We start from the raw sequence: 26,762 nt of genomic DNA, 5'->3' as shown, positions 1-26,762 counted from the left end.
CCGCTATTCAGAAGCCTCAGGGCCGGCAGAGGGCGCTTGTTGCGGCAGGTACAGGGTAAACGTCGTGCCCTGGCCTTCGACGCTGATCACCTCTACATCGCCTTCGGACTGCTTGGCAAAGCCGAACACCTGGGAAAGGCCAAGCCCGGTGCCTTCACCGGGCGCTTTGGTGGTGAAGAACGGGTCGAAGATGCGATCGAGCAGCTCGCTGGCGATGCCGACACCGCTGTCCACTACCGAGATGGCGGCAAAGGGCCCGGCTTGCGCGGCCTGCCCACGCAGGCCGGGCAGGCGTTGGTTGGCCTGAAGGCGCAGGCGCAAGGTGCCTTCCCCGGCCATGGCGTCGCGGCCGTTGAGCATCAGGTTGATGATCGCGGTCTCGAGTTGGCTGAGGTCGGCGCGGATATGGCAAGGCGCCTCTGGCAGTTCGATTTCCACCTGAACCCGTGCACCGGTAGCGGTATCGAGCATATCGGCCATGGCCTGCAGCCGCGGCCCGGCCTCGAACACTTGTGGGCTCAAGGCCTGCCGACGGGCGAAAGCGAGCAGTTGACCGGTCAACTTGGCGCCGCGTTCGACGGTGTCGGCAATGGTTTTGAGGTAGCGCTCGCGGCGTGCTTCATCCAGGTTGGGACGCTGCAAGAAGTGCAATGACGAGCGGATGATGGTCAGCAGGTTGTTGAAGTCGTGTGCCACACCGCCAGTCAACTGGCCGATGGCCTCGAGCTTCTGTGCCTGGCGCAGCACGGCTTCGGTGTGCAGCAGCTGGGCGGTGCGCTCTTCGACGCGGTGCTCCAGGGAGGCGTTGAGCGCCTCCAGCGCGGCCAAGGCTTCACGCACTTCGGCGTGGGCCTGGACCCGTTGGATATGCGACCAGCAGCGTTCGGTGACTTCGCGGATCAGGCGCAGTTCATAGCCCGTCCATACCCGGGGCGCCTTGTCGTGAATAGCCATCAGGGCGGTCAGGCGACCGTCCTTGATCAGCGGCATGCAGATGGTCGCGGTGATGCCGATGGCCTGGAACGTCGCGGCTTCCTCGGCGGCCAGTTCGTTGAGGTTGTCATTGATCACCAGCGGTTCGCCTGCGCGCAGTCGGCTGACAGCCAGGCGACCGAAGTCGGCCAGGCGGTATTGGCCGATTAGGCGCGGCGAGCCGGGGGCGACGGTGTCGCCGCAGATGTTGAAGCCGTCCTGGTCGGGGTCCATCACCGCGTAGGCGCAGCTGGACAGTTGCAGGTGTTCCACCAGCATGCGGGTGGTGATGGCCATGATCCGCTCGGGGTCGGTGGCATTGGCCACTTCGCGCCCCAGGCCGTCGAGAAAGCTCAGGCGCTGGCTGTTGACCACGCTGGTGGTGGTTTCGGTCACCGTGTCGAGCATGCCCAGCACAGTGCCGTCTTCGCCGCGGATCGGGCTGTAGCAGAAGGTGAAGTAGGCGCGTTCGGGGGCACCGTTGCGGTCGATGACCAAGGGAAAGTCTTCGATGTAGACCGCCTCACCGGCCATGGCGTGTTCGGCCATGGCGCTGATTTCGCCCCAGGCCTCCTGCCACACTTCACTGAACGGCCGGCCTAGGGCTAAAGGTTTGCTACCGAGGATAGGGATGAAGGCATCGTTGTACAAAGTGATCAGCTCGCGGCCCCACAGCACGGCTTGCGGAAAGCGCGAGGCCAGGCACAAGGCCACCGAGGTCTTGAGCGCGCTCGGCCAGGCCTCGAGCGGGCCCAGTGGGCTGTGGGTCCAATCGTGCTGGCGGATGCGTTCGGCCATCAGCCCGCCGCCGTCTAGCCATTTCGCCATGTGTGCTGCCGATCCTTCATAGCTGGGAGGATAAGGGTGCACCGAGAATAGCGAATTGGCGAGGGCTTTATGTCGTCTGTGCGGGCCTCTTCGCGTGTAGGAGCAGCCTTGTGCTGCGAAGAGGCCAGCGAAAGCAGCGAAGATCTCCGCTGTTATCCCCGGCCCCTTCGCAGCACAAGGCTGCTCCTACCGAATCGTGCCGGCTCAGCGAATGAAATGCACCTTGCCGGTATCGTCATTGCCCATGTAGATGCCGTACACCCCGGCCTGGCGCTCCAGGATATACCGCTCGAGAATCTGCCGGATGGCCGGGTAGTAGATCTCGTCCCAGGGGATTTCGTCCGGCTCGAAGAACTTGTAGGACAGTGTTTCCGGGCCGAACTGGCCGGTCTCCTGCGTGGCGATGGCGCGGAAGATGATGTACACCTCGCTGATCTTGGCCACGCTGAAAATCGAGTAGGGCGAGACGATTTCGGCGTGCACGCCGCTTTCTTCCCATACCTCGCGCAACGCCGCCTGCTCGGTGGTCTCGCCCGCTTCCATGAACCCGGCGGGCAAGGTCCAGGTGCCAGGGCGGGGTGGAATGGCCCGCTGGCACAGCAAGTACTTGCCATCGCGCTCGATGATGCAGCCAGCGATGATTTTCGGGTTGATGTAGTGGATGTAGCCGCAGCCGGTGCAATGCAGGCGTTCGTGGGTGTCGCCTGTGGGAACGCCCCGGGCCAGTTCCGTGGTGCAGTGCGGGCAGTAGCGCGGGGCGTTGGGCATGGTCAGCGGCCTATGCGGGGTTCTATACGTGGCTCTTTGAGGGCCAGGGGCTCGACCATGTCGCGCACCTTGGTGTTGTCATCCTGCTTCTGGCGCAGGTAGTCCAGGGCCACCTTGGCGGCGGCGCGGACGTGATCGACCGAGGCTTGGTGGGCGACCAGTGGGTCACCGCCCTTGATCGCCTCGACGATCTTTTCCATCTCCCGGTTGCTGGCACCGCGGCGGTTTTCTTGCGACACCGAGGTGGCGCGCAGGTAGCTGATGCGGGCCTGCAATTGGCGCAGCTGTTGAGCGGCAACCTGGTTGCCGGAGCCTTCCAGCAGCACATCGTAAAAGCCTTGCACCGAGTCGAGCACCTGTTGCAGTTCGCCTTCTTCCAGGGCTTCGCGGTTGACCTCCAGCGCACGCTCCAGGGCGCGAATGTCCTTGGCCTTGGCATTGAGGGTGAACAGCTGGACGATCAAGCCTTCGAGCACGCAGCGCAGCTCGTAGATATCGCGGGCATCTTCCAGGGTAATGATGGCCACGCGCGGGCCTTTGGCGTCGGCGAACTCGACCAGGCCTTCGGATTCGAGGTGGCGCAGGGCTTCACGTACAGAGGTGCGGCTGACCCCGAGGCGGTCGCAAAGGTCGCGCTCCACCAGGCGGTCACCTGGCAACAAGTGGAAGTTCATGATCGCGGCGCGCAGCTTGTCGAGCACGATTTCGCGCAGGGTAACGGGGTTGCGGTTGACCTTGAAGCTGTCGTCGAGTGGCTGGCGTTTCATCAGGTGCGCTCTTTATGAGGCTGTTGCGCCAACCCGCGGAGCACGCCGAACCGGGCGCTGCTCCTTACGGTGGTTCGAACAGCCCGTTGTTAACGGGTTGACTCCGCATCGGCTTCGGCGAACGCTTCGCGGGCCAGGCGGAAACTGTCCACCGCCGCGGGTACGCCGCAATAAATGCCGACTTGGAGCAGGATCTCGCGAATCTGTTCTCGGCTCAGGCCATTACGCAATGCGCCGCGGATGTGCAGCTTGAGTTCGTGGGGCCGGTTGAGCGCGGAAATCATGGCCAAGTTTATCATGCTGCGCTCTTTGAGCGACAAGCCTTCGCGGCCCCAGACATGGCCCCAGCAATACTCGGTGACCAGCTCTTGCAAGGGCTTTGTGAAGTCGTCGGCGTTCTGGATCGAGCGGTTGACGTAGTCCTCGCCCAGTACTTGGGTGCGGATCTGCAGGCCTTTTTCGTACTTTTCGTTGCTCATGTGTCTGGCTCCGAATCAAAACAGGGGCCGCAACCAAGGGTGAGAGGGTCGCGCGGCCCCTAAAAAATGGGTGGAACAGGGCCGCTTTGCAGCCCCAAGGGTATCAGCCCAGCGGGGGCAGGGCGCCCAGCTTGCCTTTGTGGTAGACCATCGGGGTGACCGGATCTGCCGGCAACACCAGGTTTTTCACCGCGCCGACGATTATCGCGTGGTCACCGCCGTCATACTCGCGCCACAGTTCGCACTCGATGATCGCCGTGGCCTTGGCCAGCAACGGGTTGCCCAACTCGCTCAGGTGCCAGTCGATGCCCTTGGCCTTTTCCTTGCCCTTGCCGGCAAAGGCATACGCCTCGGCGGTTTGCTCGGCAGACAGCAGGTGAATGGCGAACTGCTTGCTGTCACGCAGGATCGGGTACGTGTCGGAGGCGTAGTTGGGGCAGAACAGCACCAGTGCCGGCTCGATCGACAGCGCGCTGAACGCGCTGGCGGTGATACCGACGATGCCGCCGTCGGCGTCCAGGGTGGTGACCACCGTAACGCCGGACGGGAAGGAGCCCATCACGTCTTTGTAGATGCCTGGTTCGATCATCTCGTGCTACCTCTTAACGCATCACAAACGGGTCGGGCATCGGCGCGGTGGACAGGTTGATCCACACGGTCTTCAGCTCGGTATAGGCCAGCACCGAATCGATGCCGCTCTCACGGCCGTAGCCGCTGTTCTTGAAGCCACCGATCGGTGCCATGGCCGACACCGCGCGGTAGGTGTTGACCCAGATGATGCCCGAGCGTACGTCACGGGCCAGGCGGTGGGCGCGGCCCAGGTCGCGGGTCCAGATGCCGGCCGCCAGGCCGAACTGCGAGTCGTTGGCAATGGCCAGGGCCTCTTCTTCGGTCTTGAAGCGAATGACCGCGGCAACGGGGCCGAACACCTCTTCCTGCATGATGGTCATCGAGTTGCTGTCGCACTCGAACAGGGTGGGTTCGTAGAACCAGCCGTCACCCTCGACCTCGGCTCGCTTGCCCCCCAGGTGCAGCTTGGCGCCTTCGGCCTTGGCCGCAGCGACCAGGCCTTCGACCACGGCCAGTTGCTGGGCGGTGGCCATCGGGCCCATTTCGCTGGCGTCGTCCTGTGGGTTGCCGATGCGGATGCGCTTGGCTCGCTCGACCAGGCGGCTGACGAATTCGTCGAAGATCTCGTCCTGTACCAGCAGGCGTGAACCGGCCACGCAACTTTGCCCGGAGGCGGCATAAATGCCGGCCACGGCGCCGTTGATGGCGCTGTCCAGGTCGGCGTCGGCGAAGATGATGTTCGGCGACTTGCCGCCCAGCTCCAGCGACAGCTTGGCGAAGTTCTCGGCGCTGCTGCGCACCACATGGCGGGCCGTGGCGGCGCCGCCGGTGAAGGCGATCTTGCGTACCAGCGGGTGGCGAGTCAGGGCCGCGCCGGTGCTAGGGCCATAGCCGGTGACCACGTTGACCACACCCGGCGGGAAGCCGGCTTCAAGGGCCAGGCGAGCCAGCTCGAGGATGGTCGCCGAGGCGTGTTCGGACGGTTTGAGTACGATGGTGTTGCCGGCGGCGAGGGCCGGGGCCAGCTTGATGGCCGTCAGGTACAGCGGGCTGTTCCACGGGATGATCCCGGCGACCACGCCAATCGGCTCGTGCACGGTGTAGGCGAACAGGTCTGGCTTGTCCAGCGGCAGGGTGCCGCCTTCGAGCTTGTCGGCCAGGCCTGCGGTGTAGTGGAAGAACTCGGGCAGGTAACCGACCTGGCCGCGGGTTTCGCGGATCAGCTTGCCGTTATCACGGCTTTCCAGCTGGGCCAGGTGCTCTTTGTTTTCGGTGATCAGGTCCCCCAGCCGGCGCAGCAGTTTGCCGCGCGCCGTGGCGGTGATGCTGCGCCAGGCTGGGCTTTCGAAGGCACGCTGGGCGGCCTGCACGGCCAGCTCCACATCGGCTTCGTCGGCATCGGGCAGTTGCGCCCAGGCTTGGGCGGTGGCCGGGTTGAGGCTGTCGAAAGTCTTGCCGCTCTGGGCATCGAGCCATTGGCCGTCGATGCACATCTGGAAACGTACGAGGGTCATGCAACAATCCCCTTGGCGGATTCGGTGAGGGTGCGGGCTTGCTTGAGGAAGTCCAACAGCATCTTGTTGACTTCACGCGGTGCTTCCACCGGCATCATATGCCGTTGCTCGGCGAGGACCACACTGTGCGCCCCAGGGATGCTGGCGGCGAGCTGGCGGGTCATGGCCGGGGTGGAGCCCGAGTCGAGTTCGCCGGTGGCGATCAGCGTCGGCACCTGGATGCTGCCCAGGTCGCTGGCGCGGTACATGTCCTGGGTGGCGAACAGCGAATAAGTAGTGTGGTAGCCCTGCGGGTCGTTGCTCGCCAGCACCTGGCGAATGGCGGCGACCTGCGCCGGGTTGGCAGCCTTGTATTCACGGCTGAACCAGCGGTCGAGGGCGGCGTCGACGTTGGCGTCGGGGCCGAGCTCCGCCGCTTGGGCGGCGCGGGCGATGACACCGGCACTCTGCTCGGGGGTGCGGTTGAACACGCTGTTGAGCACCACCAGGGCAGACAGCCTGTGCGGGTAGTTGAGGGCGAAAGCACGTGCCACCAGGCCGCCCATGGAGAAGCCGATTACGGTGGCCTGGGCAATCTGCAGGTGGTCGAGCAACTCGACGAGCTGGGCGGCGTAGCCTTCCAGGCCGGTGTCGGCGGCTGGCAACGCACTCTGGCCGTGGCCGAGCATGTCGTAAGCGATGACGCGGTAGTCGTTGGCCAGGCCAACGAACTGACCGCCCCACATTTCCTTGTTCAGGCCCACGCCGTGGATCAGCACCACGGGTTGGCCCTGGCCTTGGTCCAGGTAACTGGTCCCGGCCGGTGTACGTTCAGCGACAGGCTGAATCATGGAGGGCGCTCCTTGAAGGTCGGGCGCGGCGGGTAAGCACGCCACGCCCCGGCCCGTCTTGGTTGTTGTTATTGAGCGTTGGCTTTTTCGGCAGCCAGTTCTTCCAGGTCGATGTAGCGGTTGCCAATGCGCGGGTGCAGACGACCGCCGTCGGCAGCGCCCAGGACCACGACGATTTCGTCGGCACGCGGGGCGTCTTCGATCTGCATTTCAAGGGTGATGTAGTGCGAACGCAGGCCTTCGTCGTCCTTCTGCATCATCGGGATCTGGATCGAGGTGCCTGGGCCGCCGCGCTTGTTGGTGAAGCTCAGGTAGCTCTTGGCCTGTACCGCTTCGCGGTAGTGGTTGCCGAAACGCAGGGTGTGGATCACGGCAGAGGCGTGTTCGATTTCGCCGTCGGCGCCGACCACAGCGGCTTTACCGTAGGCTTCGATCTTGTCGGCACCGCCGATGGCGGCGGTCAGGCGCTCGACCATCAGTGCGCCCAGCTCAGAGCAGTTGGCACGGATTTCCGGCTTCAGATCTTCTACAAAACCACGACCCGCCCACGGGTTCTTGATCACCACGGCCAGGCCGACCATGGTCACCGGTTTGTCGGTGGCCTTGCCGCCTTCGATGCGGGTCTCTTCGGAGTAGGTGACGATCTTGCGGATTTCGAAACTCATGGGTGGCTCCTGGTGAGGGTTATCAGCTCTTGTTGTCTGATGGTATACCATAATATTTGTTGTGCAAGAGGGGGCTTGAAAAATCTCTCCCTGGGGGACGAAAGGTTGCTTGATCCCTTGATTTGCGCGGCGTCTGTACCCGCCCCCTCGCGGGCTTGCCCGCGAAGAGGCCGCCTGAAACTCAAAAAAATGCCCGCTCGCAAGAGCCACTAGGGCCCCCGGGAGCGGGCTGATCCCGCAACTACTTCAGGCAAAGGGAATTCAGGCGAACGCCGGCACCACTTCCTTGATGAACAGCTCGAGCGACTTTTTCTTCTCGGCGTGGGGCAGGCTGTTGTCGCACCAGAAGCTGAACTCGTCGACGCCGAGCTCTTGGTAGTACTTGATGCGCGCGATGATTTCTTCGGGTGTGCCGATCATGGTGTTCTTGCGGATGTTTTCCAGCTGGAACGCCGGCACTTCGGCAAACTTCGATTCCGGGCTCGGCTCCAGGAAGCCGTTGACCGGCACAGTCTTGTTGCCGAACCAGGCGTCGAAGGTGCGGTAGAAGCGCGAGATGGCCTGGGCGCCAACCTTCCAGCCTTCAGGCTCGGACGGGCTGTGCACGTGGGTGTGGCGCAGCACCATCAATTGTGGGCGGGGCACATCCGGGTTGTTGTCCAGGGCCGCCTGGAACTTGTTTTTCAGGTCCAGTACTTCTTCGTCACCCTTCATCAGTGGGGTGACCATGACGTTGCAGCCGTTGGCCACGGCGAAGTTGTGCGAGTCTGGGTCGCGGGCGGCGATCCACATCGGCGGTGTAGCGTTGAACGGTTTCGGCACGCTGGTGGAGGTGGGGAACTTGTACACCTCGCCGTCGTGGGCGTAGTCGCCTTCCCACAGTTTGCGCACCACCGGCACCATTTCACGCAGGGCCTTGCCGCCGTCGGTGGCAGGCATGCCATTGGCCATGCGGTCGAATTCGAACTGATAGGCGCCGCGCGCCAGGCCCACTTCCATGCGGCCGTTGCTGATCACGTCGAGCAGGGCGCATTCGCCTGCCACGCGGATCGGGTTCCAGAACGGCGCGATGATGGTGCCGGCGCCCAGGCGGATCTTCTCGGTGCGCGCAGCGAGGTAGGCCAGCAGCGGCATCGGGCTTGGCGAAATGGTGTACTCCATAGCATGGTGTTCGCCGATCCACACGGTGCTGAAACCGCCGTTCTCGGCCATCAGGGTCAGTTCGGTCAGGTCTTCGAACAGCTGGCGGTGGCTGACCTGTTCATCCCAACGTTCCATGTGTACGAACAACGAAAATTTCATGGGGCTTTCCTCGGAGCTTGAAAGTCTCGCCTGGCGCGCCAGGCGTCAGTAATAAGGCTAGGTGCCTCAGGCGAAGGCGGGCAGGCTGGCCATCTTGCCGCGGCAGTAGATCATCGGCTGCGGGGCTTGCTCGGGGACGATCAGGTTGTGCACCTTGCCGACCATGATGGCGTGGTCGCCACCTTCATATTCACGCCACAGTTCGCATTCGATGATGGCGGTGGCATTGGCCAGCAGCGGGTTGCCCAGCGCACTCAGGGACCACTCGATGCCGGTGGCTTTGTCTTTGCCTTTTTTGGCGAACGCATAGGCTTCGGCTTGCTGTTCACCAGAAAGCAGGTGAATGGCGAAGCGCTTCTGCTTGATCAGCACAGGGTAGGAGTCGGAGCTGTAGTTGGGGCAGAACAGCACCAGCGGCGGGTCCATCGACAGGGAGGAGAAGGCGCTGGCGGTAAGGCCGACGATCGAGCCGTCGTCGTCCAGGGTGGTGATGACGGTAACGCCGGACGGGAAGGAGCCCAGGACGTTCTTGTAGACGGTTGCGTCGATCATCTCATGTACCTCAGAAGGGCTGCGGTGGTCCGCGGTTTTTATCGTTGATGTGTCTGATGGTATACCGTAATACTCGATTTGCAAGCGGAATTTTCCGCCGCAGCAAAATCACGATGAATGGCGCAAAGCCGCATGGATAGGGGGCTTGGCGCAACTTCAATGCCCCAGCTTCAGGTGCTGAACCGGATCAGTTAGGGTTTTTTAAGCCGAATCAGTGTTGTCAAAAGTTTGGAATACCATAATATGGTCCGCAGCTGAGAGGCCGCCTAGACGCGGTTTCCTTACAAAGATAAAAACGACCTTTCGAGCTGAAAACCATGTCCCAACCGTCATCGCAACACCAGTTTGTCGAGAATCACACGGTCGATTACGTTCCACCTGCCGAGCGCCATGGGAAGGCGCGCGACCTGTTCACCCTCTGGTTCAGCACCAACATTGCGCCCCTGCCCATCGTCACCGGTGCCATGGTGGTGCAGGTGTTCCACCTGAACCTGGTGTGGGGGCTTGTCGCCATTGTGCTGGGCCACCTGCTCGGGGGCGTGGTCATCGCCCTGGCCTCTGCGCAGGGACCGCAGCTGGGCATTCCGCAGATGGTCCAGAGCCGCGGCCAGTTCGGCCGTTATGGCGCCCTGCTGATCGTGTTCTTCACGGCGCTGATCTATGTGGGCTTCTTCATTTCCAACATCGTGCTGGCGGGCAAGACCATCCACGGTATCGCCCCGAGCGTGCCGATGCCTGGTGCCATCGTCATCGGCGCCCTCAGCGCGACGGCCATTGGCGTGATCGGCTACCGCTTCATCCATATCCTCAACCGTATCGGTACCTGGGTGATGGGGTCGGCGCTGCTGGCCGGGTTCATCATGATGTTCATCCAGGAGCTGCCGGCCGACTTCTTCAGCCGCGGTGCGTTCAATTTGTCGGGCTTCATCGCCACGGTGTCGCTGGGCACCATCTGGCAGATCAGCTTCTCGCCGTACACCTCCGACTACTCACGCTACCTGCCTAAAGAAGTCGGCATTGCCAAGCCGTTCTGGGCCACCTATTTCGGTGCCACGCTGGGCACCATCCTGTGCTTCAGCTTTGGTGCGGTGGCGGTGTTGTGCGTACCGGAAGGCACGGACGCGATGGACGCCGTCAAGCAAGCCACCGGCTGGCTCGGCCCGATCCTGATGGTGTTGTTCCTGCTCAACATCATCAGCCACAACGCGCTCAACCTGTATGGCGCGGTGTTGTCGATCGTCACGGCCATCCAGACCTTCTTTGCCAAGTGGACGCCGAGCATCAAGGTGCGGGTGATCCTGGCCTCGGTGATTCTGGTGGGCTGCGGCCTGGTGGCGCTGAATGCGTCGGCGGGCTTCATTGGCCAGTTCATCGGCTTGATCCTGGCGCTGTTGCTGGTGTTGGTGCCGTGGGCGTCGATCAACCTGATCGACTTCTACCTGATCAAGAAGGGCCAGTACGACATCGCGTCGATCTTCAGTGCCGACGGCGGCATTTATGGGCGCTTCAACCACCACGCGATCATTGCCTATGCGTGCGGGATCGTGGTGCAGCTGCCGTTTGCCAATACGGCGCTGTATGTGGGGCCGTATTCGAACATCGTCGAAGGGGCTGATTTGTCCTGGCTGATCGGGTTGCTGGTGACGGTGCCGCTGTATTACTGCCTGGCGACGCGCGGGCAGAGTGTTAACAGTGCGCGGGCTGTCAGCGTGAACGACTGATGATCAAAACTGGGGCCGCTGTGCGGCCCCTTCGCGGGGCAAGCCCGCTCCCACAGAGCTGTGAGCTGACCTCAAGGCTGGCGTCCTACCTGTAGGAGCGGGCTTGCCCCGCGAAGGGGCTGCAAAGCAGCCCCAGCTATCTTGAGTCAAACCTTGAACTGCGCAACCATCCCATTCAGGTCCACCGCCAACCGCGACAGGTCCTGCGCCGCCGCACTGGTCTGATTCGCACCCGCCGACGTCTGCATCGCCAGGTCGCGAATATTCACCAGGTTACGGTCTACCTCCCGCGCCACCTGCGCCTGTTCCTCCGACGCACTGGCGATCACCAGGTTGCGTTGGTTGATCGAGGCAATCGCTTCGGCAATCACCTCAAGTGCCTGGCCTGCAGACTGGGCCACTTCCAGTGTGCCCGTGGCACGCCCTTGGCTGCTGTGCATGGCGCTTACCGCGCGCTCGGTGCCGGTCTGGATACCCACGATCATCTGCTCGATTTCTGCTGTGGACTGCTGAGTCCGGTGGGCCAGTGCGCGCACCTCGTCGGCGACTACCGCAAAGCCACGGCCTGCCTCACCGGCCCGTGCTGCCTCGATGGCGGCATTGAGCGCCAACAGGTTGGTTTGCCCGGCGATCGCGCCGATCACATCGAGCACGCGGCTGATCTCGTTGGCGTTATTGGCCAGCAGTTCGATCTCGGCCGAGGTACCGGTGACGTCGTCGACCAGGTGCTGGATCGACGCCAAGGCCTGGTTGACCTGGTCGCGACCGTCGCGGGTGGTGCGGTCGGCGCCTTTGGACGCGTCTGCGGTACTCACCGCGTTGTTCGCCACTTCTTCCACGGCGGCTGTCATCTGGTTGACAGCGGTAGCGGCCTGGTCGATCTCCGCACTTTGCTGGTGCAGGCCGCGGCTGGTGTCCTCGGTGACGGTGTGCAGCTCTTCCGAGGCCGAGGCCAGTTGGTCGGACGATGCGGCAATTTTGCGCAGGGTGTCGCGCAGGCTGTCTTGCATGCGGTTTAAGGCGCGTAGCAGTTGCGCCGGTTCGTCGCGGCCGGTCACGCGAATTTCGCGGGTCAGGTCGCCGGTGGCCACGCGCTCGGCCACGGCCACCGCGTCGGCCAGGGGCACGACGATGCTGCGGGTCAGCACCGTGGCGATGGCTGCCAGCGCGAGCATGATCACCAGCAGTGAGCCGATGATGGCGGTCAACGCTTGGTCAGCGACATCGCTGCTACGTTGCGAGGCCACTTCAGCGCCTTTGCTGTTGTAGGCGATCAGTGCCGCCATGGCTTTCATCATGCTGTCGGCGTGCAGGGTGAGCGGGCCGTTGATCTTCTGCCTGGCGTGGTCAATGTGCCCGGCGGCGATGTCGTCGAGCACCTGCGTCTGCAGGTCGACGTACTGTTGGTGGGCAGTGCTGAAGGCATTGAACAGGGCGCGGTCGTCGGCGGCGATGATGGTGCTGTCGTAGTCCTGTAGGCCGTCCTTGAGCTGCACGTTGATGCCTTTGAGCAGGTCGAGGTTGCGTGCGCGCTCGCTGTCATCGTCATCCAGCGCCGCGCGCAGCGTCAGGGCGCGGGCCCGGCCGAGGTTGCTGCTGATTTCACTGAGTGCGACCACGGCGGGCAACCAGGTGACACGGATCTCGTCCGTGGCCGTGTCCATTTGCCGGGTCTCGTAGAGGGCGATCAGGCCCATGCCCAGCACCAGTGCGCCCAACAGGGCGAATACGCTGGCTGCGCGAATGCCGATCTTCATATTCCGTAACTGCATGGAATGCTCCTTGACGGTGGCGTGCAGGCGTCAAGAGCATGGACGGAAGGCCGGGTCACCGGGGGTGGTGCCAGCTCTCGATGCGCTGCGGATTTAGTGTGTGTGCCTCACCCTCGGAAATGTTTTATTTAAATGATGGCATATGGGCATCATTATTGACCAGTCATTCAATGTAACGACATGTGCGGACAAATCCGTCGTTTTTTGACGGATTTGTTCGCTTTCAGGTGTTAGACGATCGGGATCAGCGGGTCGGCAGCGGCCAGCGCCAGTGCCCGGTCAGCGGCGGGTGGGTAGATCCACACCGAGTTGATCTGGCGCTTGAGTGCCTTGCCTTCCTGGCCGTGCAACTTCAGCTCACGCACCCAGCCCTCACTGTAGGCCGCGCCCCAGTCGCCGAGGTCTAGGCAGGTGACGTATTTGGGCTGGCGGTAGATGACCGGGTCGATGCCCAGCAGGTCGGCAGCGGCATTGTTGCCGCAGTGACGGCCCATGGGGATGGCGTGCTGGCAGGTCATCAGGGCGTGGTTGCCCAGCTCGTCGACAGCGGCCCAGGCGGTGTCGCCGGTGGCATAGATGTGCGCCTGGCCAACCACTTTCAGGTGGTCGTCGACCCGCAGGCGGCCTGCGCCGTCACGCTCGCCGGCGACCTGTGCAGTCAAGGGGCTGGCCTTGACGCCTGCGGTCCAGATCACCGTGCTGCTGGCGATGTACTCGCCGTTGTCCAGGGTGACGCCGCCGGCATCGACAGCCACCACCGAGGTACCGGTCAGCCATTCGACACCCGCCTGTGCAGAGGCGGCCTCGATCGATGGGGTGATGCCCGCGCCCAACGCCGCGCCGACGCTGACACCACGGTCGACCACCAGCACACGCACCGTACTGCCGTCACCGAGCAGGGTGCGCAAGCGTGCAGGCATTTCGGTTGCCGTCTCGATGCCGGTGAAACCGCCACCACAGACCACGACCGTGTTGCGCGCCGGGGAGGCGGGCAGGGCGGCCAGCCCCAGCAGGTGCTGTTCCAGGCGCACGGCCGACTCCATCTGGTCGACATCGAAGCTGTGTTCGGCAAGGCCTGGTACAGCCGGGCGCGCCACCTGGCTGCCTGCAGCGAGGATCAGGCGATCGTAGTGGATCTGCTGGGGCTGCCCTTGGGCATCGGTGTAGCTCACGCTGCGCCCGTCGGCGTCGATGCTGTCGGCGTTGCCAGGGATGAAGTGCACGCCCACGGCCTCGAACAGCTCGCCCAACGGCGCCTTCATGCCATGCACATCCGCTTCGTAGAAGCGTGGGCGAATGCGCAGCTCGGGTTGAGGGGCGAGCACGCTGATACGTAGGTCTTCACGTTGTGCCTGGTCCAGCAGGCGAGCAGCGCTCAGGGCGCTCCAGACACCGGCAAAGCCGGCACCGATGATCAGGATGTTGGATTTCATGCAGGTGCTCCGCAACGGTCATGTAGGGAAAAAGGGCTTCGATGGCACAGCAAGTGCCCCTCGAATAACTCCGACTGTATTGGTCGTAGTTTTGCGTCTGCAAGTTTTTTTTCGTCCCAGGTAGGGGCGCAACCCGCCGGTCAACACCTGGGAAGGCCGTGTTTTGATGGGTTTTTGGCGGTGAATCGAAGATTTTGCTGGCGACGAGCGGTCGTTCGGGTGCAGGGGGGAGGGCCGCCATCCTTGATATCCCCACCCCCATCCGTTATAGATAAAAAAGAAACCATAAAGAAAAGAGGCCATTTCAGCCCCCATGTACGAGATCACACGTATCTTGCGCCCCTCAGGCCCCCATTACGCACCCTGCGCTAATGGATACGGGCCCACCCCCATGACACGCTCCCCGCTTTCGAGCCTGTACCACGTGTTGTCGATCCCGCCCGTCAACATCCTGCTTAGCCAGATGCGCAAACGCCCCGTCCCTCCACCTGCACCGTAACGCCTGAATTTCACCACCCCCGGCCTCTTGCCGTTTGGGGTTGGGGAGCCTTTGCATTTTTTCAGCGTTCAACTGTTCAGGAATCACTATGACTCTTCGTGTCGCTATCATCGGCGCCGGCCCGTCCGGCCTTGCACAATTGCGTGCGTTCCAATCCGCCCATGCCCAGGGCGCCCCCATGCCTGAAATCGTGTGCTTCGAGAAGCAAGCCGACTGGGGCGGTATGTGGAACTACACCTGGCGTACCGGCCTCGACCAGCATGGCGAACCCGTGCACGGCAGCATGTACCGTTACCTGTGGTCAAACGGCCCCAAGGAATGCCTGGAGTTCGCCGACTACAGCTTCGATGAACACTTTGGCCGGCCGATCTCCTCGTACCCGCCGCGGGAAGTGCTGTGGGACTATATTCAGGGCCGCGTGAAGAAGGCCGGGGTGCGCGATTACATCCGCTTCAATACCGTGGTCAAGCACGTCAGCTTCAATGAAACCACCCGCGAGTTCACCGTTAGCGCCCACGACTACAGCGCAGGGGTTAGTGTCGAGCAGGTGTTCGATTATGTGGTAGTGGCCAGTGGGCACTTCTCCACCCCACACGTGCCGGAGTTCGAAGGTTTCGAGCGTTTCACCGGGCGTATCCTGCACGCCCACGATTTTCGCGAAGCGATGGAGTTCAACGGCCAGGACCTGCTCATTGTCGGCAGCAGCTATTCGGCCGAAGACATCGGCTCGCAGTGCTACAAGTACGGTGCACGCTCGATCACCACGGCCTACCGCACGCAACCGATGGGCTACAAATGGCCCAAGGGCTGGGAAGAACGCCCGCAACTGGTCCGGGTCGAGAACGACCTGGCGTACTTCGCCGACGGGTCGAACAAACGCGTCGATGCGATCATCCTGTGCACCGGTTACCAGCATCACTTCCCGTTCCTGCCGGACGAACTCACCCTCAAGACCAACAATCGCCTGTGGCCTGCGGGGCTGTACCAAGGCGTGGTATGGGAGCAAAACCCGCAGCTGATTTATCTGGGCATGCAGGATCTCTGGTACAGCTTCAACCTGTTCGACGCACAAGCATGGTTTGCACGCGACTACATGCTGGGGCGCATCACGTTGCCTGCCAAGGCCGCCATGCATGCCGACAGCGAGCGCTGGCGCGAGGATGAGCTGGGCCTGGAAACCACGGCCTCGATGTACGAATTCCAAGGCCGATACATCAGGCACCTGATCGAGCAGACGGATTACCCAAGCTTCGATATCGAGGCGGTGAACCGCATCTTCCTGCAATGGAAGACCGACAAGAAGCACGACATCATGGGCTACCGCGACAAGTCGTACCGCTCGGTGATCACCGGTACCCAAGCGGTGCCCCACCATACCCGCTGGATGCAGGCGATGGACGACTCGCTGCAGGAGTACTTGCGGGAAACGGACGGCAAGCAAGGTGAGGTGAAGGTACTGCGCGGGTAGGGTTTTCTATCGCTTCAAACGAGGGAATGCTTTCGGCGCTGGCGCTATCGGCGTATTATTGCGACAAAGTTGGTCGGAGATTGATATGTCGCTGTACAGTGCTGGCGTCGAATATGGCATCCATTGCCTGCTGTACCTGGTGGATGAGCGCGGAGACACGCGCGAGTCCAGCGTGCGCGACCTTGCGGCGCTGCAAGGCGTGCCGCAGGAATACCTGGCCAAGGTGTTCACCAAGCTGGCTCGCGCCGGCTTGGTGGTTGCCACTGAAGGGGTGCGCGGCGGTTTCCGCCTGGCGCGGCCGTCGGATGAGATCACCGTGCTGGATATCGTCACGGCTATCGACGGGCCGAAGAAGCTCTTCGATTGCCGTGAGATTCGCGAGCGTTGCACGCTGTTTGACGGCTCACCACCGGGTTGGGCGACCGAAGGCACCTGTGCCATTCATGCGGTGATGCTGGGCGCGCAGAAGCGCATGGAAGAGGCGCTGGCGCAGCAGACCATCCTAGACCTTGCGCGGCGCGTGGGGCGCAAGGCGCCTGCCGCGTTCGGGCAGCAGGTCAATGAATGGATGGGGGCGCGGCGGGATGGCAAGGGTGGCGGTGATATCCCGGTGAGTCAGGTCTAAGTCAACCTGCCCAGGCCTCTTCGCGGGCAAGCCCGCTCCCACAGGAATTGCACAGAACCTGAGGACAGTCCAGGAACTGCACAGAACCTGAGGACAGTCCAGGAACTGCACAGAACCTGAGGACAGTCCAGGAACTGCACAGAACCTGAGGACAGTCCAGGAACTGCACAAAACCTGAGGACAGTCCAGGAACTGCACAGAACCTGAGGACAGTCCAGGAACTGCACAGAACCTGAGGACAGTCCAGGAACTGCACAGAACCTGAGGACAGTCCAGGAACTGCACAAAACCTGAGGGCAGTGCCGTCCCTGTGGGAGCGGGCTTGCCCGCGAAGAGGCCCGACCAGGCAAACACAATCACCGCCCCTCATGCTGCCTGCGATACGCCCCCGGCTGCACCCCAACGGCCTTGGCAAACGCCCGGGTAAACGCCGCCACCGACTGATACCCCACCTGCGCACCCACCTGCTCCACGGTGTTGCCCGCTTGCAACAGCTGGGACGCATGGCGCATGCGCAACGCCAGCAGCACCTGCCCCGGTGACTGCCCGGCCAGTTCGTTGAAACGCTTGAAAAACGCTGACCGCGACAGCCCCGTGCACGCCGCCATGTTTTCCAGCGTCCAGGCTTGCCCAGGCTGTTCGATCAGTTGCACCAGCAACGCGGCAAACGCCGGCTGCCGGGCCAGCGCCACCAGCCCGCCGAGGGGCTGCCCGGCATGCACTTGCTGGCGCAGTACGTACAGGAACAACAAATGCGTCAACCGCTCCAGCAAGGTCTGCGACGGCGGTAGGCGTTCGCATTCTTCCAGGATCAGCCCGAACAGCGCCCGCGCCGCATGCCCGGCGGGCTCGTTGGCGCGCAGCAGAATCCAGTCGGCCAGGCCTTCCACGATCAATGACGACAGCCCCGGGCGAAAGTGAAAGAACCCGCACACCAGCCCCACGCCATCGCCGGCAGTGGCATCCAGAGCCTGCATCGCCTGGCGCGGCTGGGTGCAGGCGCTGACGGGGTTCTGGTCACTGGACAGCCGATACGCCAGGTCACGCAGCAAAAAAACCGCATCCCCAGCTTCCAGCCGCACTGCCTCGGCCTGACCATCGAGGTGCAGCCAGCAATGGCCCTGCACGACCAGGTGGAAACTGGCGCGGCCCATGCCTTGCGTGCTGGCATGCCAGCCGCCGCAATAGCGGCCGACATGAAACAGGCTGGCGTCGAGCTCCAGGCCTTCTAATAACCAATCGACAAGGTGGCTGGACGAAATCATCTAATGCAAAGACTCAGGAGCAAGGAAAGGCGACTGATGAATATGGAGGGTAGTTCTTATAACCAACAGACTGTAAGGACACCCACCACAGGAGACCCCTCCATGTCCTCGCGCATTACTTTACACACTCTGCAGAGCGCCCCGGAAGCGGCCCGTCCATTCCTTGAAAATGCCCAGAAAAATTCCGGCTTCATCCCCAACCTGCTCGGCGTGCTGGCCAACGCTCCGGCAGCGCTGGAAACCTACGTGACCGTGTCGGCGCTCAACGGCAAGTCCGAGCTGACCCTGGCCGAGCGTGAGGTGGTGCAGTTGATTGCTGCCACCCAGCATGGCTGCGACTTTTGTGTCGCCGGCCACACCGCAGTCGCGTTGAACAAGGCCAAGCTGCCGGAAGCAGTGGTCGATGCGCTGCGTGCGCGGGGTGAACTGCCCGATGCCCGATACGAGACCCTGGCCGCGTTCGCTCGCGAAGTCATCGCCACCCGTGGCAACGTCAGCGAGGCCACCTACCAGGCATTTCGTGAGGCCGGCTTCAGCGAAGGCAACGCCTTGGAAGTGATTCTGGGCGTGAGCCTCGCAACCCTGTGCAACTTTGCTAATGTTTTCGCCCAGACGCCGCTCAACGACGAGCTGAGCAAGTACCGCTGGCAGCCTTCTGCGTAATCCGCGTGGGGTGCCGGCCCCGCCGGCGTTTTCAAAGGAGTACAGACATGCAAGATTGTGCATTTCGGCAATGGCTGGATGCCAACGCCGAGGCCATTGACCAGGGCACGTGCGAGCCGCACCTGGTGCTGGCGCAGATCGCTGAAGCGCAGGTGCTGCGCATCGGCGTCGATCCGGCCCAGGGCGGCACGGGCGGGCAGGTAACCGATGCGGTCGAAGCCATCGCCGCCATTGCCAGCCGTTCGTTGGCGGCGGCGTTCGTCTGCTGGGGCCAGCGCGCCTTCATTGAATACCTGCTGCAAAGCCCTAATCAGTCACTGCGCGAACGCCTGCTGCCGAGGTTGCTGACAGGCGAGCTGGCAGGCGCCACCGGGTTGTCCAACGCCATGAAGTTTCTCTCGGGCATCGAGCGCCTGCAGGTGCGCGGGCGCCCCAGCAGCGAGGGGTGGAGCCTGGAGGGCCGCTTGCATTGGGTGACCAATCTGCGCAAGAGCGGTTTTGTGGTGGCCGCGGCCATCGAGTGCGATGCCGAGCGCGCGCCCTTCGTGCTGGCCATTCCGTCAGAGGTGCAAGGGCTGGAGCGTTCGGACGACTTGCAACTGATGGGGCTGCAATCGAGCAATACCGCCGCGCTGGCGTTCCATCAGGTCGAGCTGGGCCGCGAGTGGCTGCTGCATGAAAACGCCCGTGAGTTCCTGCCCAAGGTACGCCCGGCCTTCCTCGCGCTGCAATGCGGCATGGCCATCGGCCTGGCCCGGCGCGCGTTGGATGAAGTGGCGGCGCACCTGCAAGGCCGTGGTTCGTTCCTCGAAGAGGCCCGCCAGGTGCTCAAGGAACGCCTGGAAAACACCGTGAGTGAACTGAAGCAGGGCCTGCTCGACGGGCGCTTCCTGCAGCAGCCAGCGGCGTTGTTCAAACTGCGCATCATCCTTGCCGAAAGTGCTGCCGACGCGGTGCAGCTCGAGCTGCAGGCCAGTGGTGGCAAAGCGTACCTCAGCGAGTACGGCCAAGGTTTCGCGCGCCGTTGGCGCGAATCGGCGTTCGTGCCCATCGTCACGCCAAGCCTGGTGCAGCTGCGCGCCGAACTGCAACGCCAGGCGGGCACGGCATGAGCGAAGTCGTGCTGCAAGCCCGAGCTATCAGCCTCGGCTACCCCCGCGAGGGTAGCTGGCACGAGGTGCTGGCGCGGTTCGACCTGCAGTTGGCACCGGGCGAAGTGGTGTCCATCCTGGGCCCCAGCGGGGTTGGCAAGTCCAGCCTGTTGCGGGTGCTGGCGGGCTTGCAGGCACCGCGTGGCGGCAGCGTGATGTTGCACGGCGAGCCGTTGCAAGGGCCGCACCCGCGCCTGGCGGTGGCCTTCCAGGACCCCAGCCTGTTGCCTTGGCTGAGCCTGGAAAAGAACGTCGCCTTCGGCCTGGATTTCGCTCGCCAACCCAAGTTGGCCGCCACCGAACGGCGTGCGCGTATCGACCATGCCATTGCCGCCGTGGGCTTGGACCATGCCCGTAACCAGTACCCGGCGCAGCTGTCCGGTGGCATGGCCCAACGCACGGCGTTGGCGCGCTGCCTGGCGCGTCAGCCTGAAGTGCTGTTGCTCGACGAGCCGTTTGGTGCCCTCGACGAAGTGACCCGCGCCGACATGCAGCAACTGCTGTTGCAACTGATCGCCACCCACAATACCGCTGCGGTGCTGATCACCCACGATATCGACGAAGCCCTGCTGCTGTCCGATCGGGTCCTGCTACTGGGCAACCACCCAGCGCAGGTGCTCGGCCAGTGGCGCATCGACCTGCCGCAACCGCGTACGCAGCGGGTCGAGGAACTGGGCGCGCTGCGTATCGAGATTGTCAAAACCCTTCGGCGGGCAAGCCGCACAGACCCACCTTCCTTAACCCCCTTGCCCTCGGAGGCTGTCCATGTGCATGGATGACTGCTGTTCCGCTTCTTCGCGTCGCGACTTCCTCAAGCTTGGCGCCATGCTTACCGCCGCCGGTGCGTTGCCGCTGCTGTCGAGCCTGCAGGCCCGTGCGGCTGCCGAGCCGGACGCGCCGGTGCGTATCGGCTACCTGCCGATCACCGACGCCACGCCGTTGCTGGTAGCGCACAACAATGGCCTGTTCGAGGCCGAAGGCATCAAAGCCGAGCGCCCAGTGCTGCTGCGCAGTTGGGCGCAGGTGATCGAGGCGTTCATTTCGGGCCAGGTCAACGTCATCCATTTGCTGTCGCCGATGACCGTCTGGGCACGTTACGCCAGCAAGGTACCGGCCAAGGTCGTGGCCTGGAACCATGTGGGGGGCTCGGGGCTGACCGTGGCGCCCGACATTACCGACATGAAGCAGTTGGGCGGCAAGACCGTGGCCATCCCATTCTGGTATTCGATCCATAACGTGGTGCTGCAGCAGATGCTCAATGACAGCGGCCTGACCCCGGTGTCGAAACCCGCCAGTGCGCAGCTGGCGGCCAACGAGGTCAACCTGCTGGTGCTGCCACCGTCCGACATGCCGCCGGCGCTGGCCAGCAAGCGTATCGCTGGCTACATCGTCGCCGAACCGTTCAACGCCCTGGCCGAGAACCTCAAGGTGGGCCGCGTGCAGCGCTTTACCGGCGATGTGTGGCGCAACCACGCCTGCTGCGTGGTGTTCATGCACGAGCACGACCTCAACACCCGCCCGGAGTGGTCGCAGAAGGTGGTCAACGCCATCGTCAAGGCCCAGCTGTGGACGCGCGAGCACCGCGCCGAAGCCGCCGCGCTGCTGTCCAAGGCCGGCCCCAACAAGTACACCCCGCACGAAGTGGCGGTGTTGAGCAAAGTCCTGGCGCCAGCCGCCGAAGACCGCGCAGGCTATATCGCCAGTGGCGCGATCCAGCATCAGCAGTGGGACGAAAAACGTATCGACTTCCAGCCATACCCGTTCCCCAGCTACACCGAAGCACTGATCAAGCGCCTGCAGCACACCCTGATCGAAGGCGACAGTGGCTTTTTGGCCGGCCTGGACCCGGCGCACACCGCCCGCGACCTGGTCGACGACCGTTTCGTGCGCAACGCCATCACCGCCGTTGGCGGGCCGTCGGTGTTCGGCATTGCCGACAACTTCGAGCGTAGCGAGGAGTTCGCGGTCTGATGCGCAAGCATGTCGTTCATACCAGCCTAGGCTTGGCCGGGCTGCTGGGGCTGCTGCTGGCGTGGTGGGCCGGCGTGGCATGGTTTGGCGAGGCCGATGGCCTGTCGGCGCGTTTTTCGCCGGCGGCGACTCTGGCCAGCCTGGCCGAGCTGCTGGGGCAGGGCGAGGTCTACGGCCACGTGTGGGTCAGCCTCAAACGTATCCTGATCGGGCTGTTGCTGGCCTTGTTGATCGGTGTCCCCCTCGGCTTGCTGGTGGGCAGCTATCGGCACCTGGAGGCGGCGACCACGCCGGCCTTCCAGTTCTTGCGGATGATCTCGCCGCTGTCGTGGATGCCGGTGGTGGTGATGCTGATGGGGGTGGGTGACCAGCCGATCTATTTCCTGCTGGCATTTGCCGCGCTGTGGCCGATTTTGCTCAACACTGCGGCAGGTGTGCGTCAGCTCGACCCGCGTTGGTTGCAACTGAGCCGCAGTTTGAGTGCTACGCGCTGGGAGACCTTGTGCAAGGTCATCGTGCCAGGGGTGATCGGCCATGTGCTGACGGGTGTGCGCCTGGCCATCGGCATCCTTTGGATCGTGCTGGTGCCCTGCGAGATGCTGGGGGTAAGTGCGGGGTTGGGGTATTTCATCCTCGACACCCGTGACCGGCTGGCGTATTCGGAGCTGATGGCGATGGTGCTGCTGATCGGGGTGCTGGGGTTCATGCTCGATGCCCTGGCGCGTGGGTTGCATCGGCGTTGGGTGCACGGCTGAAAAGAGCTGGGGCCGCCGTGCGGCCCCACAGCATCAGTGCACGGTCTTGCGCTGGCGGACACATTCCTGCGCTTGAATGGCCAACTGGTCCAAGCGCTCGTCGCGCAGCTGTTCGGCCTCGATCATCGCATCCTCGCCTTGCTGGTTGAGCAGGTAGGTGTGGATCTGATGCACCTCGGTGGTCTGGTAGATCGGCCCGATATCCAGCCGGCCAATCAGCGCCTCGCTGGCGTGCCCGGTGCTGCTCATCAGCACCTGCGGCCCGTTGGCTGCCACCACCTGCATGCCCATCGCCTCAAACCACGGCACCTGGCCGGCAAAGGTGTTCAGCTCGACATAGGCATGCTGCGCCTGCAGGTCACCTAACAGTGCGCGGGCGATACCTTGGCGGCGATGGCTGGCGCGCACGGCAAGAAATGCCAGTGCGCAGGTTTGCGCATAATCATCGGCCGGCAACGCCAGGGCGAAACCGAGCAGTTGGTCGGGGGCATCGGCGTCCAGCGCCAGGGTCAGCGTCACCGACAGGCCGCGCTTACCGTCCATGGCCTGCAAGTACTGGTGCACTTCCATGCCGACGCCGTACTGGTACAGCGGATACAGCGGGTTGTCGGCAAGAATGGCGACGCTGCTCAATTCGCCGACGTGATGGATCACCAGCTCACGGATCTGGTTCTGGAAAGACTCGGGCGGCACGCTGTCAAGGCGGCTCAGGATGAACATCGGGGGGCGGGCTCCGGCGGCTAGGAATACAACCCGCGCCATGCTGACGCGGGACGTACAGTTTAACCGGTTTTGCCCAATCAGCCTTGCGCCTGTAGCGCGGCGAGCATCAGGTCGAGGTTTTGTACCGCCGCCCCGGACGCGCCTTTGCCCAGGTTATCGAATACAGCGGTCAGCAGCACCTGGCCATGCGCCGGGTTGGCGTACAGCGCCAGGCGCAGGTCGTTGCTGTCGTTCAATGCTTCGGGGTCGAGTGCTGCGGCGGGGCCTTGCTGGTGCAGGGGCATCAGCTGAACGTGGCGAGCCCCTTGGTAGTGCTGTTCCAAGCAGGCCTGCAGGTGTTCGGCGCTGACCTGGCCGGGCAGCAGGCGCAACTGCAGCGGGATGCTGAGCACGATGCCCTGGCGATAGGCGCCGTAACCAGGCATGAACACCGGCCGTGCCGACAGCCCGGCGTGTTGCTGGATTTCCGGTACATGCTTGTGTGCCAGTTCCAGGCCATACAGCTGCAGGGTTGGGGTGTTCTCGGCACTCGGCTGCTCATGGCGTTCGACCGCGGCGCGGCCGCCGCCGGAGTACCCCGAGATGGCGTGAATGCTCAGCGGGTAATCCGCTGGCAGCAACCCGGCGGTGATTAGCGGGCGCAGCAGGGCAATCGCGCCGGTGGGGTAGCAGCCGGGGTTGCTGACGCGTGTGCTGTGGGCGATGCGCTCGGCTTGCTGCGCGTCCAGTTCCGGCAGGCCATAGACCCAGCCGGGGCTGGTGCGGTGGGCGGAGCTGGCGTCGATGACCCGGACGTGCGGGTTGTGGATTGCCGCGACGGCCTCGCGGGCGGCGTCATCGGGCAGGCAGAGCACAGCGATGTCGGCGCTGTTGATGGCTTCGGCGCGGCGCTGCGGGTCTTTACGCTCGGCCTCGGGCAGGGTCAGCAGGCGCACATCATTGCGCCCGTGCAGGCGGGCGTGAATCTGCAGGCCAGTGGTGCCTTGGTCACCGTCGATAAAGACAACAGGGGTATGCATGGTCGAGGTCCGGTCAGGGGAGGGTGGCCTATGCTCGCCCGCGGCTGGACTAAAGGAAATTTGAATATCATGATGCTGATATTCATTATTTCTGAAGCTAGTCATGCGCGAAATCAGCCTCGACCGCCTCCGCACGCTGGTCGAAATCACCGACCTCGGCTCGTTTGCCGAGGCCGCTCGCCGGCTCAACCTGGCCCCTCCCACCATCAGCCTGCATGTGGCCGAGTTGGAGGCACGGGTCGGCGCGCCGTTGCTCACCCGCAACCGTGGGCAGGTACGGCCTACGGCCATCGGCGAGACGCTGCTGGCCCGAGCCCGTCGCTTGCTGGCCGATGCCGACCTGGCGCTGGACGAGGTGCGCCGTCAGGTCGAGGGGCTGACTGGCCGGGTCCGCCTGGGGGCTTCGACTGGCGCCATTGCCCACCTGTTGCCCAAAGCGCTCGAGTACCTGCGCGAAGTGCACCCGGGGATCGATGTGCAGGTGCAGGTGCTGACCTCGCAGGCGTCGCTGGCGCGGTTGCGCGAGGGGGCCTTGGACATTGGCCTGGTGGCCTTGCCCCAAGTGGCAGGCAAAGGGCTCAAGATCACCCCGTGGCGACGCGATCCGATCTTGGCCTATGTGCCGGCCGACTGGCAGCCGCCGGCCAAGGTTACTCCGGCATGGTTGGCGCAGCGGGCGTTGATTCTCAATGACAGCAGCACGCAGTTGTCGCGGGTGACGGGGGAATGGTTCGCTGCGGCGGGGTTGTTCCCCGAGCCGCGCATCGAGCTGAACTACAACGATGCGATCAAAAGCCTGGTAGGGGCCGGCTACGGTGCGACATTGCTGCCGCAGGAGGGCGAGGCGCCCGAGCTGGACCGGCGGATTGCCCGGCGACCGTTGCGTCCGGGGTTGTGGCGGCAACTGGGCATCGCCTGCCGTGAAGGGCAGGCTGAACGTGCCACGGCGCATGTGCTCGAGGCTTTGGAGCGGCTGTTGTAGGGGGGGGTGCATGCCTCCTGGCGCCCGCCTCAAGCCCCTGATGCACCCCAAATCAGAACCAGCGGTCATTCTTCTTCCGCCCACGCGTCAGCGCCGGCAAGATCAACCCCATCAGCAGGCCCGCGCCTGCAATACTGCCGCCGTAGACCATATAGCGCATCATCACCTGTTTGTTCTCATCCCCCAGGCGGGCCTGGGTATCGCGCAAGGTCGATTGGCTCTGGTCGAGCTGTTCGTTCAGCGCTTTGTTGCGGGCTTCCAGCTCGTCGATCAGGTGCTTGCGCGAGTCCAGTGTCTCTTGCATGCCCTGCACGCGGTTTTTCCAGCTGTCATCGATGCTCTTGAGCTGCCCCGACAGGTCGGCGACCTGGGCATCGAGCTGCGGCAGGCGTTCGCCCTGGCCTGGCACCGCCTGCAGGTCGCTGCTGAGGATCCACACCAGGTCGCCATTCTGCCCACGCACCTGGCTGTAGTTGCCTTGGGTGGTGACCAGCGTCAGTTTCTGGCCGGACTTGAGGGTGCCGACAATCCGGTGGCCATCGGTCGGGCCGCTGCGCACGTAGGTGCTCAGGCTGTCGCTGACCCAGCGCGCATCGCTGGCGGGCTCCTCGGCATGCACCGGGGCGGCGAGGGCCACCAGGGCTGCGATCAGGCCGCCGCGCAGGGCTGGGAGGGCGGAGAATGTGGGGCGGGATTCGGGCATGTTGGTCTTCGCTGAAACAGGACAAAAGTAGGCCCGCTGACTGGGCCGCTGAACCGGTCGGTGAGTTGACCGTCAGCGAAAGACCTTTTTTATGTAAGCAGGTTCACTACCTAACGTCGGAAATGTCTGCAGAATGTTGCAAAGACCGGCCGTCATGAAGGCGTATGCCGGGCCACGCAGCGGCGCCGACGGCAAGGCCGTGAACTAGACTCAAAGGCCCACTCTCATTCATGGAGCCCTGCCATGACTGCCAAAAACACGATCTGCCTGTGGTACGACCATGACGCCGAAGAGGCGGCCAACTTCTACGCCCGCACCTTCCCCGACAGCGGGGTAGTGGCGGTGCACCAAGCCCCTAGCGACTACCCGTCGGGCAAGCAAGGCGATGTGATTACCGTCGAGTTCATCGTCATGGGTATCCCTTGCGTTGGGCTCAATGGGGGCAAGGCCTTTAGCCATAGCGAGGCGTTCTCGTTTCAGGTCAGCACCGAGGACCAGGCCGAGACTGACCGGCTGTGGGATGCCATCGTCAGCCATGGCGGCGAGGCCAGCGTCTGTGGCTGGTGCAAGGACAAGTGGGGGGTGTCTTGGCAAATCTGCCCACGCATCCTGATCGAGGCCATTGCCAATCCCGACCGGGCTGCTGCCAAGCGGGCGTTCGAGGCCATGATGGAAATGGGCAAGATCGATGTCGCCAAGATTGAGGCAGCATTGAAGGGGTGACCCACTTACCCGGTAGGAGCAGCCTTGTGCTGCGAAGAGGCC

The 26,762-nt window shown here is 63.5% G+C and carries 26 protein-coding genes; 10 read left to right on the top strand and 16 right to left on the bottom strand.

Annotation, left to right across the window (positions count from 1 at the left end):
* Nucleotides 1-3 precede the first annotated feature (3 nt).
* From ACMCNM_RS18270 to ACMCNM_RS18225, 10 genes are all read right to left on the bottom strand, one after another.
* Nucleotides 4-1,800 (bottom strand): ATP-binding protein, encoded by a 1,797-nt coding sequence (locus ACMCNM_RS18270; RefSeq protein WP_412765097.1) that lies wholly within the window; start codon nt 1,798-1,800, stop codon nt 4-6.
* Nucleotides 1,801-2,004: 204 nt separating this feature from the next.
* Nucleotides 2,005-2,568: an NUDIX hydrolase gene (locus tag ACMCNM_RS18265; RefSeq protein ID WP_412765096.1), complete on the bottom strand. Its 564-nt coding sequence runs from the start codon at nt 2,566-2,568 to the stop codon at nt 2,005-2,007.
* A 2-nt stretch (nt 2,569-2,570) separates the two neighbouring features.
* Nucleotides 2,571-3,335, bottom strand: coding sequence for a GntR family transcriptional regulator (locus ACMCNM_RS18260; protein ID WP_033697319.1), 765 nt, complete (start codon nt 3,333-3,335; stop codon nt 2,571-2,573).
* Between the two features lie 89 nt (nt 3,336-3,424).
* Complete coding sequence (locus ACMCNM_RS18255; protein WP_008100863.1) at nt 3,425-3,814, bottom strand: carboxymuconolactone decarboxylase family protein; 390 nt, start codon at nt 3,812-3,814, stop codon at nt 3,425-3,427.
* A gap of 103 nt (nt 3,815-3,917) precedes the next feature.
* Nucleotides 3,918-4,403: a flavin reductase family protein gene (locus ACMCNM_RS18250; RefSeq protein ID WP_027595375.1), complete on the bottom strand. Its 486-nt coding sequence runs from the start codon at nt 4,401-4,403 to the stop codon at nt 3,918-3,920.
* Between the two features lie 13 nt (nt 4,404-4,416).
* Complete coding sequence (locus tag ACMCNM_RS18245) at nt 4,417-5,898, bottom strand: aldehyde dehydrogenase (RefSeq protein WP_027595376.1); 1,482 nt, start codon at nt 5,896-5,898, stop codon at nt 4,417-4,419.
* Nucleotides 5,895-6,728, bottom strand: a complete 834-nt coding sequence (locus ACMCNM_RS18240) for an alpha/beta fold hydrolase (RefSeq protein WP_027595377.1) — start codon at nt 6,726-6,728, stop codon at nt 5,895-5,897. The genes ACMCNM_RS18245 and ACMCNM_RS18240 overlap by 4 nt, the downstream gene beginning before the upstream one ends.
* A gap of 68 nt (nt 6,729-6,796) precedes the next feature.
* A complete protein-coding gene (locus tag ACMCNM_RS18235) occupies nt 6,797-7,393 on the bottom strand; it encodes an amino acid synthesis family protein (RefSeq protein WP_003256068.1) in 597 nt (198 codons plus the stop codon).
* Nucleotides 7,394-7,654: 261 nt separating this feature from the next.
* Complete coding sequence (locus ACMCNM_RS18230) at nt 7,655-8,695, bottom strand: LLM class flavin-dependent oxidoreductase (RefSeq protein ID WP_027595378.1); 1,041 nt, start codon at nt 8,693-8,695, stop codon at nt 7,655-7,657.
* Nucleotides 8,696-8,761: 66 nt separating this feature from the next.
* Entirely contained in the window at nt 8,762-9,247 is a 486-nt protein-coding gene (locus tag ACMCNM_RS18225; RefSeq protein WP_027595379.1) for a flavin reductase family protein, read from the bottom strand.
* 317 nt (nt 9,248-9,564) lie between these two features.
* On the opposite strand from ACMCNM_RS18225, the gene ACMCNM_RS18220 reads away from it, so the two are divergent.
* Nucleotides 9,565-10,968, top strand: coding sequence for a purine-cytosine permease family protein (locus tag ACMCNM_RS18220; RefSeq protein ID WP_027595380.1), 1,404 nt, complete (start codon nt 9,565-9,567; stop codon nt 10,966-10,968).
* A gap of 146 nt (nt 10,969-11,114) precedes the next feature.
* On the opposite strand, the gene ACMCNM_RS18215 is transcribed toward ACMCNM_RS18220, so the two are convergent.
* Both ACMCNM_RS18215 and ACMCNM_RS18210 read right to left on the bottom strand, forming a co-directional pair.
* Nucleotides 11,115-12,740 carry a methyl-accepting chemotaxis protein gene (locus ACMCNM_RS18215; RefSeq protein ID WP_412765095.1) on the bottom strand — a complete coding sequence of 542 codons (1,626 nt, stop codon included), beginning with the start codon at nt 12,738-12,740 and terminating at the stop codon, nt 11,115-11,117.
* Nucleotides 12,741-12,970: 230 nt separating this feature from the next.
* A complete protein-coding gene (locus tag ACMCNM_RS18210) occupies nt 12,971-14,173 on the bottom strand; it encodes an NAD(P)/FAD-dependent oxidoreductase (protein WP_412765094.1) in 1,203 nt (400 codons plus the stop codon).
* Between the two features lie 587 nt (nt 14,174-14,760).
* Between ACMCNM_RS18210 and ACMCNM_RS18205 the strand changes: the two genes are divergently transcribed.
* Nucleotides 14,761-16,140, top strand: coding sequence for an NAD(P)-binding domain-containing protein (locus ACMCNM_RS18205; protein WP_412765093.1), 1,380 nt, complete (start codon nt 14,761-14,763; stop codon nt 16,138-16,140).
* Between the two features lie 85 nt (nt 16,141-16,225).
* Complete coding sequence (locus ACMCNM_RS18200; protein WP_412765092.1) at nt 16,226-16,765, top strand: RrF2 family transcriptional regulator; 540 nt, start codon at nt 16,226-16,228, stop codon at nt 16,763-16,765.
* 356 nt (nt 16,766-17,121) lie between these two features.
* On the opposite strand, the gene ACMCNM_RS18195 is transcribed toward ACMCNM_RS18200, so the two are convergent.
* On the bottom strand, nt 17,122-18,030 hold the full coding sequence (locus ACMCNM_RS18195) for an AraC family transcriptional regulator (protein ID WP_186682616.1): 909 nt from the start codon (nt 18,028-18,030) through the stop codon (nt 17,122-17,124).
* Between the two features lie 102 nt (nt 18,031-18,132).
* Here ACMCNM_RS18195 and ACMCNM_RS18190 point away from each other — a divergent pair, with 102 nt between their 5' ends.
* Genes ACMCNM_RS18190 through ACMCNM_RS18170 form a run of 5 tightly spaced genes read left to right on the top strand, consistent with a single transcriptional unit; the run spans nt 18,133 to nt 22,570 of the window.
* The gene (locus tag ACMCNM_RS18190) at nt 18,133-18,693 is read left to right on the top strand and encodes a carboxymuconolactone decarboxylase family protein (RefSeq protein ID WP_027595386.1); all 561 of its coding nucleotides are present in this window, start codon (nt 18,133-18,135) and stop codon (nt 18,691-18,693) included.
* A 47-nt stretch (nt 18,694-18,740) separates the two neighbouring features.
* Nucleotides 18,741-19,805 carry an acyl-CoA dehydrogenase family protein gene (locus ACMCNM_RS18185; RefSeq protein ID WP_412765091.1) on the top strand — a complete coding sequence of 355 codons (1,065 nt, stop codon included), beginning with the start codon at nt 18,741-18,743 and terminating at the stop codon, nt 19,803-19,805.
* Nucleotides 19,802-20,623: an ABC transporter ATP-binding protein gene (locus ACMCNM_RS18180; protein WP_412765090.1), complete on the top strand. Its 822-nt coding sequence runs from the start codon at nt 19,802-19,804 to the stop codon at nt 20,621-20,623. Before ACMCNM_RS18185 ends, ACMCNM_RS18180 begins: the two co-directional genes overlap by 4 nt.
* Nucleotides 20,610-21,815: an ABC transporter substrate-binding protein gene (locus ACMCNM_RS18175; RefSeq protein ID WP_412765089.1), complete on the top strand. Its 1,206-nt coding sequence runs from the start codon at nt 20,610-20,612 to the stop codon at nt 21,813-21,815. Before ACMCNM_RS18180 ends, ACMCNM_RS18175 begins: the two co-directional genes overlap by 14 nt.
* On the top strand, nt 21,815-22,570 hold the full coding sequence (locus tag ACMCNM_RS18170; protein ID WP_186703987.1) for an ABC transporter permease: 756 nt from the start codon (nt 21,815-21,817) through the stop codon (nt 22,568-22,570). The genes ACMCNM_RS18175 and ACMCNM_RS18170 overlap by 1 nt, the downstream gene beginning before the upstream one ends.
* A 33-nt stretch (nt 22,571-22,603) precedes the next feature.
* Here ACMCNM_RS18170 and ACMCNM_RS18165 read toward each other — a convergent pair whose 3' ends face one another.
* Both ACMCNM_RS18165 and argC read right to left on the bottom strand, forming a co-directional pair.
* Nucleotides 22,604-23,290, bottom strand: a complete 687-nt coding sequence (locus ACMCNM_RS18165) for a GNAT family N-acetyltransferase (RefSeq protein WP_412765088.1) — start codon at nt 23,288-23,290, stop codon at nt 22,604-22,606.
* Between the two features lie 80 nt (nt 23,291-23,370).
* Nucleotides 23,371-24,312 carry an N-acetyl-gamma-glutamyl-phosphate reductase gene (gene argC, locus ACMCNM_RS18160; RefSeq protein WP_265969109.1) on the bottom strand — a complete coding sequence of 314 codons (942 nt, stop codon included), beginning with the start codon at nt 24,310-24,312 and terminating at the stop codon, nt 23,371-23,373.
* A 103-nt stretch (nt 24,313-24,415) separates the two neighbouring features.
* Here argC and ACMCNM_RS18155 point away from each other — a divergent pair, with 103 nt between their 5' ends.
* The gene (locus ACMCNM_RS18155) at nt 24,416-25,294 is read left to right on the top strand and encodes a LysR family transcriptional regulator (RefSeq protein WP_099429069.1); all 879 of its coding nucleotides are present in this window, start codon (nt 24,416-24,418) and stop codon (nt 25,292-25,294) included.
* A 52-nt stretch (nt 25,295-25,346) separates the two neighbouring features.
* Here ACMCNM_RS18155 and ACMCNM_RS18150 read toward each other — a convergent pair whose 3' ends face one another.
* Nucleotides 25,347-25,997, bottom strand: a complete 651-nt coding sequence (locus ACMCNM_RS18150; protein WP_085274352.1) for a TIGR04211 family SH3 domain-containing protein — start codon at nt 25,995-25,997, stop codon at nt 25,347-25,349.
* 243 nt (nt 25,998-26,240) lie between these two features.
* Here ACMCNM_RS18150 and ACMCNM_RS18145 point away from each other — a divergent pair, with 243 nt between their 5' ends.
* Nucleotides 26,241-26,720, top strand: a complete 480-nt coding sequence (locus tag ACMCNM_RS18145; RefSeq protein WP_412765087.1) for a VOC family protein — start codon at nt 26,241-26,243, stop codon at nt 26,718-26,720.
* Nucleotides 26,721-26,762 lie beyond the last annotated feature (42 nt).

Source organism: Pseudomonas sp. NGC7 (assembly GCF_047159675.1).
GTDB lineage: Bacteria > Pseudomonadota > Gammaproteobacteria > Pseudomonadales > Pseudomonadaceae > Aquipseudomonas > Aquipseudomonas kermanshahensis.
This window is presented reverse-complemented; position numbering and strand designations above follow the sequence as displayed.

Excerpts from the sequence above, each read along its gene's own strand:
- ACMCNM_RS18270 (WP_412765097.1), bottom strand. The coding sequence starts at position 1,800 with ATGGCGAAATGGCTAGACGGCGGCGGGCTGATGGCCGAACGCATCCGC.
- ACMCNM_RS18265 (WP_412765096.1), bottom strand. The coding sequence starts at position 2,568 with ATGCCCAACGCCCCGCGCTACTGCCCGCACTGCACCACGGAACTGGCC.
- ACMCNM_RS18260 (WP_033697319.1), bottom strand. The coding sequence starts at position 3,335 with ATGAAACGCCAGCCACTCGACGACAGCTTCAAGGTCAACCGCAACCCC.
- ACMCNM_RS18255 (WP_008100863.1), bottom strand. The coding sequence starts at position 3,814 with ATGAGCAACGAAAAGTACGAAAAAGGCCTGCAGATCCGCACCCAAGTA.
- ACMCNM_RS18250 (WP_027595375.1), bottom strand. The coding sequence starts at position 4,403 with ATGATCGAACCAGGCATCTACAAAGACGTGATGGGCTCCTTCCCGTCC.
- ACMCNM_RS18245 (WP_027595376.1), bottom strand. The coding sequence starts at position 5,898 with ATGACCCTCGTACGTTTCCAGATGTGCATCGACGGCCAATGGCTCGAT.
- ACMCNM_RS18240 (WP_027595377.1), bottom strand. The coding sequence starts at position 6,728 with ATGATTCAGCCTGTCGCTGAACGTACACCGGCCGGGACCAGTTACCTG.
- ACMCNM_RS18235 (WP_003256068.1), bottom strand. The coding sequence starts at position 7,393 with ATGAGTTTCGAAATCCGCAAGATCGTCACCTACTCCGAAGAGACCCGC.
- ACMCNM_RS18230 (WP_027595378.1), bottom strand. The coding sequence starts at position 8,695 with ATGAAATTTTCGTTGTTCGTACACATGGAACGTTGGGATGAACAGGTC.
- ACMCNM_RS18225 (WP_027595379.1), bottom strand. The coding sequence starts at position 9,247 with ATGATCGACGCAACCGTCTACAAGAACGTCCTGGGCTCCTTCCCGTCC.
- ACMCNM_RS18220 (WP_027595380.1), top strand. The coding sequence starts at position 9,565 with ATGTCCCAACCGTCATCGCAACACCAGTTTGTCGAGAATCACACGGTC.
- ACMCNM_RS18215 (WP_412765095.1), bottom strand. The coding sequence starts at position 12,740 with ATGCAGTTACGGAATATGAAGATCGGCATTCGCGCAGCCAGCGTATTC.
- ACMCNM_RS18210 (WP_412765094.1), bottom strand. The coding sequence starts at position 14,173 with ATGAAATCCAACATCCTGATCATCGGTGCCGGCTTTGCCGGTGTCTGG.
- ACMCNM_RS18205 (WP_412765093.1), top strand. The coding sequence starts at position 14,761 with ATGACTCTTCGTGTCGCTATCATCGGCGCCGGCCCGTCCGGCCTTGCA.
- ACMCNM_RS18200 (WP_412765092.1), top strand. The coding sequence starts at position 16,226 with ATGTCGCTGTACAGTGCTGGCGTCGAATATGGCATCCATTGCCTGCTG.
- ACMCNM_RS18195 (WP_186682616.1), bottom strand. The coding sequence starts at position 18,030 with ATGATTTCGTCCAGCCACCTTGTCGATTGGTTATTAGAAGGCCTGGAG.
- ACMCNM_RS18190 (WP_027595386.1), top strand. The coding sequence starts at position 18,133 with ATGTCCTCGCGCATTACTTTACACACTCTGCAGAGCGCCCCGGAAGCG.
- ACMCNM_RS18185 (WP_412765091.1), top strand. The coding sequence starts at position 18,741 with ATGCAAGATTGTGCATTTCGGCAATGGCTGGATGCCAACGCCGAGGCC.
- ACMCNM_RS18180 (WP_412765090.1), top strand. The coding sequence starts at position 19,802 with ATGAGCGAAGTCGTGCTGCAAGCCCGAGCTATCAGCCTCGGCTACCCC.
- ACMCNM_RS18175 (WP_412765089.1), top strand. The coding sequence starts at position 20,610 with ATGTGCATGGATGACTGCTGTTCCGCTTCTTCGCGTCGCGACTTCCTC.
- ACMCNM_RS18170 (WP_186703987.1), top strand. The coding sequence starts at position 21,815 with ATGCGCAAGCATGTCGTTCATACCAGCCTAGGCTTGGCCGGGCTGCTG.
- ACMCNM_RS18165 (WP_412765088.1), bottom strand. The coding sequence starts at position 23,290 with ATGTTCATCCTGAGCCGCCTTGACAGCGTGCCGCCCGAGTCTTTCCAG.
- argC (WP_265969109.1), bottom strand. The coding sequence starts at position 24,312 with ATGCATACCCCTGTTGTCTTTATCGACGGTGACCAAGGCACCACTGGC.
- ACMCNM_RS18155 (WP_099429069.1), top strand. The coding sequence starts at position 24,416 with ATGCGCGAAATCAGCCTCGACCGCCTCCGCACGCTGGTCGAAATCACC.
- ACMCNM_RS18150 (WP_085274352.1), bottom strand. The coding sequence starts at position 25,997 with ATGCCCGAATCCCGCCCCACATTCTCCGCCCTCCCAGCCCTGCGCGGC.
- ACMCNM_RS18145 (WP_412765087.1), top strand. The coding sequence starts at position 26,241 with ATGACTGCCAAAAACACGATCTGCCTGTGGTACGACCATGACGCCGAA.